11 protein-coding genes and 2 tRNA genes are annotated in these 15118 nt (G+C 64.9%); 5 read left to right on the top strand and 8 right to left on the bottom strand.

What is annotated here, in order from left to right:
• Positions 1-53: 53 nt before the first annotated feature.
• From urtA to SMD10_RS04450, 3 genes are all read right to left on the bottom strand, one after another.
• Positions 54-1301: an urea ABC transporter substrate-binding protein gene (gene urtA, locus SMD10_RS04440; protein ID WP_331684463.1), complete on the bottom strand. Its 1248-nt coding sequence runs from the start codon at positions 1299-1301 to the stop codon at positions 54-56.
• Between the two features lie 255 nt (positions 1302-1556).
• Positions 1557-2369: a slipin family protein gene (locus tag SMD10_RS04445; protein WP_331684437.1), complete on the bottom strand. Its 813-nt coding sequence runs from the start codon at positions 2367-2369 to the stop codon at positions 1557-1559.
• Complete coding sequence (locus SMD10_RS04450) at positions 2366-3700, bottom strand: NfeD family protein (protein WP_432757184.1); 1335 nt, start codon at positions 3698-3700, stop codon at positions 2366-2368. The genes SMD10_RS04445 and SMD10_RS04450 overlap by 4 nt, the downstream gene beginning before the upstream one ends.
• 363 nt (positions 3701-4063) lie before the next feature.
• Here SMD10_RS04450 and kduI point away from each other — a divergent pair, with 363 nt between their 5' ends.
• Both kduI and SMD10_RS04460 read left to right on the top strand, forming a co-directional pair.
• Positions 4064-4900 carry a 5-dehydro-4-deoxy-D-glucuronate isomerase gene (kduI, locus tag SMD10_RS04455; RefSeq protein WP_331684439.1) on the top strand — a complete coding sequence of 279 codons (837 nt, stop codon included), beginning with the start codon at positions 4064-4066 and terminating at the stop codon, positions 4898-4900.
• 123 nt (positions 4901-5023) lie between these two features.
• On the top strand, positions 5024-5806 hold the full coding sequence (locus SMD10_RS04460) for a gluconate 5-dehydrogenase (protein ID WP_331684440.1): 783 nt from the start codon (positions 5024-5026) through the stop codon (positions 5804-5806).
• Positions 5807-6113: 307 nt separating this feature from the next.
• On the opposite strand, the gene kdgR is transcribed toward SMD10_RS04460, so the two are convergent.
• The 5 genes from kdgR to SMD10_RS04485 all read right to left on the bottom strand — a co-directional run bounded on the left by kdgR (position 6114) and on the right by SMD10_RS04485 (position 12394).
• On the bottom strand, positions 6114-6917 hold the full coding sequence (gene kdgR / locus SMD10_RS04465) for a DNA-binding transcriptional regulator KdgR (RefSeq protein WP_331684441.1): 804 nt from the start codon (positions 6915-6917) through the stop codon (positions 6114-6116).
• A gap of 148 nt (positions 6918-7065) precedes the next feature.
• Positions 7066-9039 (bottom strand): MacB family efflux pump subunit, encoded by a 1974-nt coding sequence (locus SMD10_RS04470; RefSeq protein WP_331684442.1) that lies wholly within the window; start codon positions 9037-9039, stop codon positions 7066-7068.
• A 2-nt stretch (positions 9040-9041) separates the two neighbouring features.
• A complete protein-coding gene (locus tag SMD10_RS04475; RefSeq protein WP_331684464.1) occupies positions 9042-10238 on the bottom strand; it encodes an efflux RND transporter periplasmic adaptor subunit in 1197 nt (398 codons plus the stop codon).
• 417 nt (positions 10239-10655) lie between these two features.
• Positions 10656-12002 carry a UDP-glucose dehydrogenase family protein gene (locus tag SMD10_RS04480; protein WP_331684443.1) on the bottom strand — a complete coding sequence of 449 codons (1347 nt, stop codon included), beginning with the start codon at positions 12000-12002 and terminating at the stop codon, positions 10656-10658.
• Between the two features lie 317 nt (positions 12003-12319).
• A tRNA-Thr gene (locus SMD10_RS04485) sits at positions 12320-12394 on the bottom strand.
• Between the two features lie 197 nt (positions 12395-12591).
• Here SMD10_RS04485 and SMD10_RS04490 point away from each other — a divergent pair.
• The 3 genes from SMD10_RS04490 to SMD10_RS04500 all read left to right on the top strand — a co-directional run bounded on the left by SMD10_RS04490 (position 12592) and on the right by SMD10_RS04500 (position 15002).
• Positions 12592-12667 (top strand) — tRNA-Phe (locus SMD10_RS04490).
• Between the two features lie 232 nt (positions 12668-12899).
• A complete protein-coding gene (locus SMD10_RS04495) occupies positions 12900-13922 on the top strand; it encodes a LacI family DNA-binding transcriptional regulator (protein ID WP_331684444.1) in 1023 nt (340 codons plus the stop codon).
• A gap of 441 nt (positions 13923-14363) precedes the next feature.
• Positions 14364-15002: an ABC transporter substrate-binding protein gene (locus SMD10_RS04500; RefSeq protein WP_331684445.1), complete on the top strand. Its 639-nt coding sequence runs from the start codon at positions 14364-14366 to the stop codon at positions 15000-15002.
• Positions 15003-15118: the final 116 nt, after the last annotated feature.

Raw genomic sequence — 15118 nt, forward strand, 5'->3', positions numbered from 1 at the left:
CGACCGCATGGCCGCCCCCAAATCTTCGACGAGCGTGTCGTCGCGGGCGGCGGCTATTGCGCCGCGGCCGTCTCGCCGAGACACTTCTTGGCCTCGGTGTCGTAGTTGCCGCACTTCAGATCGACCCAGTCGGCCTCGAGCTTCTTCGATTCCGGCAGAAAATCGGACCAAGCGTCGCCGGGCACCAGATCGTCGGTCTCGTCGACCACGTCGAACTGACCGTCGTCAGTGATCTCGCCGATCAGCACGGGCTTGGTGATGTGGTGGTTCGGCAACATGGTCGAGGTGCCGCCGGTGAGGTTGGCCTGCTCGATGCCGGGCAGCGCGTCGATGACCGCGTCCACGTCGGTCGTGCCGGCCTTTTCGACCGCCTTCACCCACATGTTGAAGCCGATGTAATGGGCTTCCATCGGATCGTTGGTGACGCGCTCGTCATTGCCGATGAATTCATGCCACTTGTCGATGAACTCCTCGTTCTCGGGCGTATCGATCGACATGAAGTAGTTCCAGGCGGCAAGATGGCCGACCAGCGGCGCGGTGTCGATGCCGGCCAGCTCTTCCTCGCCGACCGAGAAGGCGACGACCGGGATGTCGGTTGCCTCGATGCCCTGGTTGCCGAGCTCCTTGTAGAACGGCACGTTGGCGTCGCCGTTGATGGTCGAGACGACCGCCGTCTTCTTGCCGGCCGAGCCGAACTCCTTGATGGCCGAGACCTCGGTCTGCCAGTCGGAGAAGCTGAACGGCGTGTAGTTGATCTTGATGTCCTCGGCGGCGACGCCCTTGTCCATGAGATACTGCTCGAGGATCTTGTTGGTGGTGCGCGGATAGACGTAGTCGGTGCCTTCCAACACCCAGCGCTCGACGCCTTCGCCCATCAGGTAGTCGACGGCCGGGATCGCCTGCTGGTTGGGGGCGGCGCCGGTGTAGAACACGTTGCGCTCCGATTCCTCGCCCTCGTACTGGACGGGATAGAAGAGAATCGAATTCAGCTCCTTGAACACCGGCAGCACCGATTTGCGCGAGACCGAGGTCCAGCAGCCGAAGACCGCCGCGACATCGTCCTGGCTAATCAGTTCGCGTGCCTTTTCGGCGAACAGCGGCCAGTCAGAGGCCGGGTCGACCACCACCGCCTCCAGCGGACGGCCGAGCAATCCGCCCTTCTTGTTCTGCTCGTCGATCAGCATCAGCATGACGTCTTTGAGCGTCGTTTCGGAAATCGCCATCGTGCCCGACAGCGAATGCAGGATGCCGACCTTGATCGGCTCTCCCGACGGCGCATCCTGCGCCATCGCGCTCGTCATACCGGTCGAAGCAAAAGCCGCTGCGGCCAGTAGGCCGCCCACCCATCGCAAGCCTGAATTCATTCTGCTCTCCAGCTGTTGACGCCCGCACTCCACGGCGGGTTCCGCAACGTCACTGGCAAGCGCTGTGCCATTTTGTCGCAGGCACGGCGAGGCGGCGGCAACCGATTGGCCTGCAAGGCTTAAGGCTGCTCGCCCTGGCTGAAGTGTGGTCTCGGTCGAGCCGGAGGTTGCGCCCAATCCTTGGGCGGGCGCTCAAGAATTAATCTGTTCGCCCGGCTTGCGGGCCGTCGGCTCGGCCGTCGGTGCGGCCGGGCCTGCCGAGGCGGTGAAGAGGCCGCGCAACAGGTCGATCGGCACCGGGAAGACGATGGTCGAATTCTTGTCGCCGGCGATGTCATAGAGCGTCGAGAGGAAGCGCAGCTGCATCGACTCGGGTCGGCCGGCCAGCGTCTCCGCCGCCTGGGCCAGCGTCTCGGCGGCCTGATGCTCGCCCTCGGCGTTGATGATGCGGGCGCGCCGGTTGCGCTCGGCCTCGGCCTGACGGGCGATGGCCCGCACCATGCTCTCGTCGATGTCGACATGCTTGATCTCGACATTGGCCACCTTGATGCCCCAGGCATCGGTCTGGCTGTCGAGGATCTCCTGCAAGTCGGCGTTCAGCTTGTCGCGTTCCGACAGCATCTCGTCCAACTCGTGCTTGCCGAGCACCGAGCGCAGCGTCGTCTGGGCGAGCTGGCTGGTGGCGACCATGAAATCCTCGACCTGGATCACCGCCTTCTCCGCTTCGATGACGCGGAAATAAAGCACCGCGTTGACCTTCACCGACACGTTGTCGCGCGAGATCACGTCCTGGCTGGGCACGTCGAGCACAATGGTGCGCAGGTCGACGCGCACCATCTGCTGGATGACGGGGATCACCAGGATGAGACCCGGCCCCTTGACGCCGGAGTAGCGACCGAGCGTGAACATCACGCCGCGCTCGTATTCCCGAAGGATCCTGAACGTCGAGAGCAGGAAGAAGAGAACCAGGACGATGAGGACGACGAAGGCGGCGAGATTGATCATGACACGTGCTCCTCGGAAGCGATTTGTGAGGCCGGCTCGACCGTGAGCAGAAGGGCATCGCGCGCTTTGACGCGGACCGGCGTGCCGGGGGCGAGCGGGGTCGATGAGCGCGCCTGCCAGCGTTCGCCGTGGACATGGATCTGGCCGTGGTCGCCCGACCAGACCAGCACGCTGCCGATGGCGCCGATGAGCGCGGCGTCGCCGCTCGTGACCTTGCGGCGATAGGCGCGAACGGCGGCCCCGATGACGATGGCGAACAGTCCGATGCTGACGGCGGTGGCGGCCGCGATCACCCAGATCGACAGGCCGAAGCCGGGCACGTCCTCGATCATGAAGAAGGATCCGACGGCAAAGGCGGCGGCGCCGCCGATCCCGAGGATGCCGAAGGACGGCACGAAGGCCTCCGCCGTCATCAGGGCGATGCCGAGGATCAGAAGGGCCGCGCCGGCATAGTTGATCGGCAGCATGTTGAGGGCGAAGAGCGCCATGATCAGGCTGATCGCGCCCACCGTGCCGGGCAACACCGCGCCGGGATGGAAGAATTCGAGAATGATGCCATAGATGCCCACCAGCATCAGCACATAGGCGATGTTGGGATCGGTGACGAGCGCAAGCAGGCGCGAGCGCCAGTTGGGCTCCAGAACGGTCGTCGGCCGCCCTGCGGTGGCGAGCGTGACGTCCTGGCCGGCGGCCTGCACCGTTTGACCGTCGGCCTGGTCGAGGAGATCATCGACACCGTCGGCCAGAAAATCGATCACGCCGGCGTCGAGCGCCGCGTTGGCCGACAGGCTCTCGGCTCGGCGCACGGCGGCCTCGGCCCAGTCGGCATTGCGCCCGCGCAGCTCTGCCAGGCTGCGGATATAGGCGGCGGAATCGTTGACAACCTTGGAGGTCATGGTGTCGGCCGGCGCCGCGTCGTCATCCTGGCCGCCGCGGGTATCGGGCAGCGGCTGGGCCTCGCCGCCAAGCTGGACCGGCGTGGCCGCGCCGAGATTGGTGCCCGGGGCCATGGCCGCGACATGGGTTGCATAGAGAATGTAGGTGCCCGCGCTGGCAGCCCGCGCGCCGCTCGGCGCGACGTAGCCGATCACCGGGACGGGCGAGGCCAGGATCGCCTGGACGATGTCGCGCATCGAAGAGGCAAGCCCGCCCGGCGTGTCCATCCTGAGCACCACCGCGACGGATTGCCGCTCCGCCGCGATATCCAGCCCATGCTCGACAAAATCGGTCGTTGCGGGGCCGATCGCGCCGGTGATGTCGAGGACGATCACCGTGCTCCCCGGTCGTTCCGGACGGTCCTGGGCGAGGCCCGGCTTGAGCGCCAGGAGCATGGCGAGGCTGACCGCCGTCACCAAGACGGCGCAAATCGCGCCAGCTATCGTCGATCGCCCAGTGATGGCAGCGGCTCCTCTCCCCCGGCCGGCCTTCATTCAGCGGCACATTCGCCCAAGGTCACGAATGGCCAGGCGGTGTTGGCGCCGACCGATAGTGGCTCGGCGCCTCGTCCGCCCTACGCTGTCACCCGAGGAAGGCAAGTGCAAGGGAAAGTGCCCGAGTACAGGCGCGGCTTGCGCCCGGTAACCGCTCGACTAGTATCCCAACGCTTGTTCCCATGGCGGCGGCGTGTTAGGACGCCGTTAAATCGAAATACCGTTTCGTTTTTTAAAAAACGCTACCTCGACAAGGAGAAGGCCATGGAAGTCCGTCAATCGATTCCCGCCGAATATGCCAAGACGTTCGACACCGACGCGCTGCGCAAGAATTTCCTGGTGGAGACCGTTTTCGAGGCCGACAGCCTGTGCCTGACCTACAGCCACGACGACCGTCTGATCCTGGGCGGCGCCATGCCGGTCAAGGGTCCGGTGGAGATCCCGGCCTCGATGAAGGCGCAGGTCGGCACCGAGTACTTCCTGGAACGTCGCGAGCTTGGCGCCATCAACATCGGCGGTCCCGGTGCCGTGGTGGTCGACGGCACCCGCTACGCCATCGGCGCTCGCGAGGCCTGCTATGTCGGTGCCGGCAGCAAGGACGTCCGCTTCGAGAGCGAGAGCGCCGAGAACCCGGCCAAGTTCTGGATAAACTCCGCGCCGGCCCACAAGACCTACCCGACCCGCGCCATCACGCTGGAGCAGGCGGTCAAGGAAACGCTGGGCGATCCGAAGAACTCGAACAAGCGCACCATCAACAAGTACCTGATCCCGGACGTGCTGCCGACCTGCCAGCTCTTGATGGGCATGACGACGCTTCTGGAGAACAGCCTCTGGAACACCATGCCGTGCCACACGCACGATCGCCGCATGGAGGCCTATCTCTATTTCGATATGAGCGAGGACACGGTGGTCTTCCACACGATGGGCGAGCCGACCGAAACCCGCCATCTGGTGATGCGCAACGAGCAGGCGGTGATCTCGCCGAGCTGGTCGGTGCACACCGGCGTCGGCACCGGCAGCTACACCTTCATCTGGGGCATGGCGGGCGAGAACCAGACCTTCCCCGACATGGACATGGTGGCGATGAAGACGCTGCGCTAGGCGCTTCGTCCTTCTGTTTTCCGAGGCGGGGCGACATGTCGCCCGCCTCCTTCTCCCTCCCAGCATCGTCCGCCGCGCCGTAGCCGTCTTGGCTCCGAGGCGCGGCGCTTCAGGAGCGAAAGTATGAGCAACAATCGGTTCGATCTGACCGGCAAGGTGGCCCTGGTGACGGGCGCGTCCTACGGCATCGGCTTCGCCATCGCCAGCGCGCTGGCCGAAGCGGGCGCGAAGATCGCCTTCAACGACGTCAACCCGGATCATCTCGCCAAGGGCGTCGAGGCCTACAAGGCGGCCGGCATCGACGCCAAGGGCTACATCTGCGACGTGACCGACGAGGCCGCCGTCGACGAGCTGGTCGCCAAGATCGAGGGCGATCTCGGCGCTGTCGACATCCTGGTCAACAACGCCGGCATCATCAAGCGCGTGCCGATGACCGAAATGTCGGCGGCCGAATTCCGCCAGGTGATCGACATCGACCTCAACGGCCCGTTCATCGTGTCGAAGGCGGTCATCCCCGGCATGATCAAGAAGGGCGGCGGCAAGATCATCAACATCTGCTCGATGATGAGCGAGCTCGGCCGCGAGACGGTGTCGGCCTATGCGGCGGCCAAGGGCGGCCTGAAGATGCTGACGAGGAACATCGCCTCGGAGTTCGGCGGCCAGAACATCCAGTGCAACGGCATCGGCCCCGGCTATATCGAGACGCCGCAGACCGCGCCGCTGCGCGAGCCCGGCCACCCCTTCGACAGCTTCATCCGCGGCCGCACGCCGGCGGGGCGCTGGGGCACCACCGACGAGCTCAAGGGCCCGGCGATCTTCCTCGCCTCGCCCGCCTCGGACTTCGTCAACGGCCACGTGCTCTACGTCGACGGCGGCATCCTGGCCTATATCGGCAAGCAGCCGTAAGGGGCGAGGGCCTTCGGCCAACGCTTCGAAGTGCAATGACGAGCGCCGGTCCTCGTGGCCGGCGCTTCCTTTTTGGGATGGCGTCCGCTGACTCGAGCTCCAAAGCGGCGCACGAAAAGGCCTTGGGCCTGAAACGGCGTCTTCTCGGGCTCCGTCCCGAGAATCCAGGCCTTTGCGCCCGTCGAAGCCGCGGGCTCAGTGGAGAAACATCGCGACTCAGGCGACGGCTGGATCCTCGGCACGTTGGCCGAGGATGACGCGGTGGAGGGGCAGCGCCTTTCACATCTCGCCCAGTGGCGCCGCAGCGTTACACCTCGCCCGCAAATCGGTAGTCGTGGAAGCCGAGGCTCTCGGAGACGCGGCGGCCGGCCTCGTGCAGGAGGCCGACATAGTCGGCCTTCTTGGCCTGGTCGTAGCGCACTACGGGGAAGGAAATGCTGATCGCGGCCACGACCTTGCCGATGCGGTCGAAGACCGGCACGGCGAGACAGCGCACGCCGATCTCGCCTTCCTCGTTTTCCTCCGCATAACCCTGCCCGCGCACCACCGGGAGTTCGGCCATCACGGCCTCGGTGTCGGGAAGGGTATGAGGCGTCACCTTGACGAAGGTCACCTCGGCCAGCCGGCGGCGCACGTCTTCCGCGTCCTGCCAGGCGAGCAGCACCTTGCCGAGCGCCGTGTTGTAGGGCGGATTGCGCCGGCCGACGCGCGTCTGCATGCAGAGATTGAAGCGCGAATCGAACTTGTGGACGTAGACGACGGACTGGTCCGTATCGTCGAGCACGCCCAGATGGATCGCTTCATGCGTGGCTTCCGACACGCGGCTCATCGCCGGGTCGGCGACAGCGATCAGATCGACGTGGTGGTTCAACACGCTGGCTCCGAGGCCGAACAGTTTCAGCGTCAGGCCGTACTTCTCCATCTCGCCGTCCTGCTGGACATAGCCCAGATCCTTCATGGTCTGCAGGAAGCGGTAGGCCGTGCTCTTGGAAGTCAGCGCCTTTTGCGCGAGCTCGGTCAGGCTCATCTGCTTTTCCTCGGCCAGGGCCTCCAGAACCGCGAAGACCTTCATGACCGCCGCCACGTTGTCGGGCTTGTTGGAAGTGTCCATGAACTCATTTCAAAAAGAATGGAACGTCGGTTCAGGTTCTTAGCACAGGGTTGCAGCGCCCGCATCCGATCCGGCGCGATATCCGAAGACGTCGCCGCATCGGGGGAAGGATTGCAGGTAGGGGCGAGTGCGAAGGGTTTGTCGGCGCTCAGTCGCGGGCGAGCGCCACGACGGGGTCGAGCCGGGAGGCGTTGCGGGCGGGAAGAAAGCCGAAGACGACGCCGATCGCGGTCGAGCACAGGCACGCCGCGACGATGGAGGTGGTCGAATAGATCAGCTCGAAATTGCTGCTGAAAGCCTTGAAGCCGGCACCGAATGCCAGCGACAGTCCGACGCCGAGCAGGCCGCCGATCAGGCAGACCAGCACCGCTTCGATCAGGAACTGCTGCAGGATGTCGCTCCGGCGGCCGCCGACGGCCATGCGCACGCCGATCTCGCTGATGCGCTCGGAAACGGCCACAAGCATGATGTTCATCACCCCGATGCCGCCGACCACCAGCGAGATCACCGCGATCGCCGCGACGAGCAGCGTCATCGTTTCGGTGGTCGACGTGATGGTTTCGCGGATGTCGTCTGTGTTGAGGATGAAGAAGTCCTCGGTGCCGTGGCGAAGCGTCAGGAGCTGCGTCACCGCCTGTTCCGCTAGGTCCGGCTCGGTGTCGTCGGCAACGCGCACGGTGATGGAACGCAGCGAGGATTCGCCCACGAAGCGCGCCTGAACCGTGGTGTAAGGCAGATAGAGCGACAGGTTGCTGGACGATCCGAAGCCGCCCTGCTGGGCCTCCATCACGCCGACGACGCGGCAGGGGACATTGCCGATGATGAGCACTTGGCCCACCGGATCGACGCCGGAGTCCTCAAACAGGGTCGAGCGGGTATTGTCGTCGATGACGACGATCTGATCCATCGCATTCGTGTTGTCCTCGTCGAAGAACTGGCCTGCGGCGAGCTTCGAACCGCGGACGTCGAAATACTGAGCGCCAACGCCGTTGACGAGGGCGGTGGCTTCCTTCGAGCCGTAGCGGGCCGTCTCGCTGGTGGACACGGTGGGCGTGACGGCCGCCACATAGGACTGCTGCCCCAGGGCGCGCGCGTCGGCCATCTTCAGGGTCTCGATCTTGTCCGAGCGGCGGTCGCCGAAGCCTTTGCCAGGGAAGATCTCCAACGTGTTGGTGCCCAGACCGCTGATGTTTTCCAGCACCTTTTGCTGCGAGCCGGCACCCAGCGCGACGATGCTCACGACGGAAGCGATGCCGATGATGATGCCCAGCATGGTGAGAAAGGTGCGCAGCCGGTGAGCATTCATCGACAGGAGTGCCATATGCAGCGCTTCGCGCAGTCGATCGAGCGAGCCGCGCCAAGGCAGCCAATTGGGCCTGGCGCGCCTTGCCACCGCAGTGGCCGGTACCGTCGGCAAGCCACTCGGCTTGGCGACGGCCCTGTGGCGGTCGGAGACGATGACGCCATCGCTCAGTTCGATGATACGGTCCGCGCGTACGGCAACGCTCGCGTCATGGGTGACGATGATGATCGTCTTGCCCTCGGCGTGCAGTTCTTCGAGGATGCGCAGCACCTCCTCGCCGCTGTGGCGGTCGAGCGCGCCGGTCGGTTCGTCGGCGAGGATGACCTCGCCGCCGTTCATCAGAGCGCGGGCGATCGACACGCGCTGCTGCTGTCCGCCGGAAAGCTGGCCCGGTCGGTGCTCGGTGCGCTCACCCATGCCGAGACGGTCGAGCAGGGCGCGGGCGCGGTCCTCGCGCTCCTGCGGCGACAGACCGGCGTAGATCGCCGGGATCTCGACATTGCCGACCGCCGTCAGTTCGGCGAGCAGGTGGTAGCGCTGGAAGATGAAGCCGAAATGCTCGCGCCTGAGCTCGGCCAGTTCGTCCGGCTCGAGCTCGGCCGTTTCGCGGCCCTCGATGGAGTAGCTTCCCGAGGTCGGCCGGTCCAGGCAGCCCAGAATGTTCATCAGGGTCGATTTGCCGGAGCCCGAAGCACCCATGATGGCGACCATCTCGCCGGCTTCGATGACGAGATCCAGATCCTTCAGGACCGCAAGCGTCTCCTCGCCGGCCGGAAACTCCTTGCGCAGCTTCCGCAGCACGATCAGCGGGCGTGCCATGGTCAGAAACCCATGGGTCCGGGCGGGCCCCGTCGACCTTCGGAGCTCTGTGCCGAGGCTGTCTTCTGCCCGGTGACAACCCTGTCACCTTCCTTAAGACCGGACTTGATTTCCGCCGTCACCCCGTCGTTGAGCCCGACGGTCACGGTTCGCCTCTCGATCCGTTCTCCGACGAGCACGTCGACGCCATAGCTGCCGTCGTCGTTGCGGGTCTTGAGAGCGGCGGATGGAATGGTCAGCGCGTCTTCGGCCTTGCCGACGACGATATGGACCTCCGCCGTCATGTAGGTGCGCAGCTGACCGTCCGGATTGGGGACGTTGAACACCCCGTTGTAATAGATCGCCTCGGTGGAGGTGGAGGACGACGAAGAGGAACTGGACGACGAACTGCTCGAGGTGACCGCGCTGTCGCTCGTCACCGATTCCGGCGCGGGCTCGATCGATTCCAGCGAGGCGTCGTATCGATGGCTCGGATCGCCGAGGATGGTGAAGTAGATTTCCTGTCCCGGCTGGGTCTTGACGACGTCGACTTCCGAGATCTCCGCCCGCACGGTCATGACGTCGAGTTGTCCGATGATGACGATGGTCGGCGCCGACTGACTGGCATTCACCGTTTGGCCTTCCTGGGTCACGACAGCCAGCACCGTGCCGTCCATGGGGGCCGTGATCTTGGTGTAGTCGAGATTGACCTTGGCGGTGTCGACCGCGACCTCCGCCTCGGCGATCTCGGCGTCCAATGCTGCGATTTGCGCCTTGGTCACGGCGACGTCGGCTTCTGCCTCGTCATAGTCGGCTTGGGTCGTGGCGTGTCGCGCCAGCGTGGTCTTCTGGCGTTCGAGTGTCGCCTCGTTGAGCTTGAGCGTGGCTTCTTTTTCCACCTTCTGCGCCTTCATCTGGGCGAGAGTGGCGTTGGCGGTCTTGAGGTCGTTCTGCTGGGTCTGCGAATCGATCTCGGCAACGAGATCACCTTCCTTGATGGTTTGGCCGACCTGGACGGGAACCGAGACGACGCGGCCGGAGACCTGCGCGCCGACGGCCACCAGCTTCTGTGGCCTGAGAGTGCCCGTCGCAAGCACGGTTTCCTCGATGTTGCCGATGCTCGCCGTCGCCGTCATGACCTGGGGGGGCGCTTCCGCGGCGAAGTATGAGCGGGCAAACCAGGCGCCGGCGCCGATGATGGCAAGCAGAACGACCGCCATGGCGATGCGCCGGCCGGTCTTCTTCTTGCGCGGTCTGGTGGGAGAGGGAGGCGCGATCTGCGGAACGTCGGGATCGCTCACCGTTTTCAGCGTGGGGGCCGGGGGAGCCTCCGGTGGCGCTGCGGGGCGTTCAGCTGCGACGTCGCGCGCGGAGGCAGCAGAATGGCCGCCGGTGGAGCGCCAGGCGTCGCCGCCGCCGGGCGCAGACCCGCGGAGATGCCGCTCGATGAAGAATGAGTCGTCAGCCATTTTCGCCATCCTTGAGGATGAGGAAAGCAGCCGGCCCGTGTCATGTCCAGTTTCAAAACGTATCGGAACTGTCGCGACTTACGGCGAAACCGAAGGCCCAAAGCAGGGCCGGGCGGATCGACGGACGCCGGCGCGCCTCGATCAGCGGGCTCGATCCGCCGATCGCGCCTATTCGGCGGCGGCGGCCTGCTCCTGCCGCTCCCTCTGCGAGACCCGTCCGACACAGACATAGCGGAAGCCGTGTCGCTTGACGTCCTCTTCGCGATAGATGTTGCGCAGGTCGACCAGGACCGGAGCCTTCATCTCCTCCTTCAACCGCGCCAGATCGAGCGCGCGGAAGGAATCCCATTCCGTCACGATCACCAGCGCGTCGGCATCCTTGGCGCAGTCATAAGGACCGGAGGCATATTCGACCGATCCGTCGAGCAACTCGCGGGCGCTCGCCATGCCCTCGGGATCATAGGCTCGGACACGGGCGCCGAGGTCGAGCAGCATCTGCACGATGGCAATCGACGGCGCGTCGCGCATGTCGTCGGTGTTGGGCTTGAAGGTCAGGCCCAACAGAGCGAGCGTCTTGCCCCGCACGCTTCCGCCGCAGGCGGCCACCACCTTGCGCCCCATCGCCCTCTTGCGCTGGTCGTTGACGGCGACCGTGGTCTCGATCAGCCGCATGGGGCTCGCGGCGTCCTGCGCGGTCTTGACGAGCGCCAGCGTGTCCTTCGGGAAGCACGACCCGCCATAGCCGGGGCCGGCATGCAGGAATTTCGAACCGATGCGGTTGTCGAGGCCGATGCCCCGGGCCACGGCCTGGACGTCGGCGTCCACGGCTTCGCACAGGTCGGCGATCTCGTTGATGAAGGTGATCTTCATCGCCAGGAAGGCGTTGGCCGCGTATTTGATCAGCTCGGAGGTGCGCCGCTCGGTGAAGACGATGGGCGAGTGATTGAGGTAGAGCGGGCGATAGACCTCGGTCATGATCTCGCGGGCGCGTTCGTCCTCAAGCCCGACGACGATCCGATCGGGGCGTTTGAAGTCGCCGATCGCCGCGCCTTCGCGCAAAAATTCGGGATTCGACACCACCGCCACGTCGGCCTGCGGATTGACCTCGCGGATGATGCGCTCGACCTCGTCGCCGGTGCCGACCGGCACGGTCGACTTGGTGACGACGACGGTGAAGTCCTGGAGCGCGGCGGCGATCTCGCGCGTCGCGCTGTAGACATAGCTGAGATCGGCATGTCCGTCGCCGCGCCGTGACGGCGTGCCCACGGCGATGAACACCACGTCGGCCTCGGCCACGGGGTCAGCCAGCTCCGTCGTGAAGATCAGCCTCCCGGCTTGCGCGTTGCTTTTGACCAGCTCTTCCAGACCGGGCTCGTAGATCGGGATCTGCCCGTTCTTGAGGGCGGCGATCTTGTCTTGCGCCGTGTCGATGCAGGTGACGACGTGGCCGAAATCGGCGAGGCAGGCGCCGGAAACGAGACCAACGTACCCTGACCCGATGACTGCGATTTTCATCAAACCCTCCAGGCGGTTGCCGATCTTGCGGGGGGTTCTGCCCCATCACCCAAGCAAAGACAAGCTTAGGGAGTGTGACACGACGACCGCAAAACCGAGCGCAACAAAGACGGAAAGCAAGCCGCCCGTCAGGCGAAGGGCGGCGATGGCCCCGGCAGCCCCAGACGATTCGGACGGCGTCAAAGAGGGTTCGATGGAGGTAGGTCCGAGGCGGGTTCCTGGCGGGCCTCTCGTCGTGGGCGACGACGCCAACGCCTTGGACGGCCTCGGGCGAGGAGGCAGATCCCGCACCGCAAACGACGAGTCTCTGGGGAAAATGGTGCTGCGAGAGAGGATTGAACTCTCGACCTCTCCCTTACCAAGGGAGTGCTCTACCACTGAGCTACCGCAGCGCCTCAACGATGGGCCGCCTTCTGCCACAGAGCGCCTGCGGTTGCAAGACGAACGCTGCTCCGTTGACGATTTCACGCAAGCGTCGGGAAAGGCTGGACAGGCGCCGGGAGGTTCCCTATAAGGCCCCCGTCTCGCGAGCCGGACCTGTCCGGCCTGATCGACGGCAGCAGCCGCAGATCGGGGCACTCGCAACGGCGCCCAGGTAGCTCAGTTGGTAGAGCACGTGACTGAAAATCACGGTGTCGGTGGTTCGATTCCGCCCCTGGGCACCATTTCCTTGTTCCAGACAGTCTTTTGATCCCGCGTTGGAGCATCCGCATGTCGGTCTGACCGTTGTCGGGCAAGCGTTTGGACGCGATGCGGTCCGCAAATGCTCGAAGATCTGCTGACTGCCGCGCGGAGCTGCGTCTCCCGGTCGGTCTGCGATTGCGGCTATGCAAATTTGCATATATTGCGATCGCGCAGAGGCCCTTGTATCGTCGGGCTCGAAGGATTCCCGCGCTCATGACCTCGACCACCAATCTCCCGCCGCGCCCCAGTCAGGCCGATGTCGCCCGACAGGCCGGCGTCTCGACCAGCACCGTTTCTCGGGTGCTTTCCGACGCGCCGGGTATCAGCGACGTCGTTCGAAAACAGGTCCGGGCGGCGGCCGAGCAGATGGGGTATCGCATCCGTCGTTCCGGACGGATCATGGGCGGTCGGGCGCTGGCCTTGGTTCCGCTGGACCGCTCGGTCGGAGGGCTGTCCAGCCACTATGACGATATCGTCACCGGACTGCGCACGATGGCGGTGTCTCGCGGAATGGCCGTGGAAGTTCGTTTGGTGCGTTATGCCAGCATCGGTGCGGCGGCGCTGGACCGGCACGTGCGCGATGCGCGCGCCGACGGGGCGATGCTGGTCGGGGTCGATCCGACGGAGGACGTGCGCATCTGGGCGCGCGACGAGCGTCGGCCCGTGGTTCTGGTCAACGGATGCGACCCCAACCTTCAGTTCTCGGGCGTCGCGCCGACGAATTTCTGGGGCGGGTATACCGCGGCGACGCGACTGCTGGAGGCCGGCCATCGCCATCTCGTGCATTTCAAGAAAGGCAATCGCTCGACGATCCGGCAACGAGCCAACGGCTTCGAGACGGCCGTCGCGGCCTGGCCCGGCGCAACGGGTCTCGTCGAGGAACTGCCGTCGGTCGACATCTTGGACAACGAGCAACACATGGATCGGATTCTGGTCGAGAATCCGGCCGTGACCGCCGCGTTCTGCATGAACGATCTGATGGCGGTCAGCCTGCTCCATCAGTTGGACCTAAGGGGGCGCCGGGTGCCCGACGATTTCGCGGTCATCGGCTTCGACGATCTGCCCTGTGCGGGGATGGCAAGCCCGAGGCTGACAACGATGCGGGTCGAGCGCCGGCAACTCGGAGGATGCGCTGTCGATCTGTTCCTGGCGCATTTGCAGGATCCAACCCTCATCCCCCGTCAGGTGGAACTCACGGTGCATCTGGTGGAGGGGGGCACGGCGCCGCTGTCCTGAGACCGGTGCCCGTACAGGTCCATCGAGGCGGGCGATCCGTTCCACTTTCCAGGCGGAAGTTGGCAGCATTGCGATGAACCGCCGGATCCACGACGCGCGATGACCGAGGCCCGCTGATCGGCGACAGGCGTCCGCGAGGTCGCCGGGCGCGGCGGATGTCAAGTCGTCCCGCTTGGGGTGTCCCTGCGCCAATCCCCTAACGCCACGAGATGCGCAAGTGATCCCCGAGGCGGATCATTGGTCCGCCTCCTATAGGCCGTCGTCCCCAGGCCGCCGACGGTCGATGCGTCCACATCCCCAAGTGCATTCGCCGGCCGAATTCTATGCAATTTTGTGCATGAGTTGCATAAATCAATGCAACTTGCTTTCCAGTGCAATGCATGTTACGTGGACCTGTCTGTGGAGGCAGATGCGGCACTGCGTGCTGAGGGAGGAAAGCAAATGCATCACGTATCGAGCCGGGCGGTCTTCCGCGCCGGAGTTTTCGGTGTTGCGGCGACCGTGACACTTGGTTTTCCGGTCGGACCCGCCGGTGCGTTCGAAGAAGCGCCTCAGCTGGCCGACCGGGTCGAGGCCGGCGATCTGCCGCCGGTCGACGAACGTCTGCCGGAAGAGCCACTGACGGTGGAACCCATCGAGACGATCGGCACCTATGGCGGGGTGTGGCGCTCCGCGCTGCTCGGTGGCAGCGATTCGGCGTGGCTCGCCAGAACGGTGGGGTATGAAGGCCTGGTCCGTTACGATCGCGACTGGACCAGCGTCGTTCCCGATGTGGCGAAGGACTGGGAAATCAACGAAGACGCGACGCGTTTCACCTTCCATCTTCGCCCCGGCATGAAGTGGTCGGACGGCGAGCCGTTCACCGCCGAGGATGTGGCCTACGCTTTCGAGCTGAGCCAGAACACCGCCTATCCGGGCGAAGTGCCGGCGTTCATCCGCGATCCGCAGAACCCGCCGCACGCCAGCGCCGAGGACGACGAGACGGTGGTCTTCACCTTCGACAAGCCGAACGGGCTGTTCATGCAGCAGCTGTCGATGGTCGACGGGCCGAACGCGATCCTGTTTCCCAAGATGCCGTAATGGGCCGGCGCCTCACGATTAGCCAGTTTGGTGGCTGTCCCTCAGAATGATGATGTTTGGAAACGAGGTCCGATCGATCGGCCTCAAGCATCATGAGAGGAACAGCCATGGAATAT

The sequence above is a fragment of the Consotaella aegiceratis genome (assembly GCF_036541425.1).
Classification (GTDB): Bacteria; Pseudomonadota; Alphaproteobacteria; order Rhizobiales; family Rhizobiaceae; genus Consotaella; species Consotaella aegiceratis.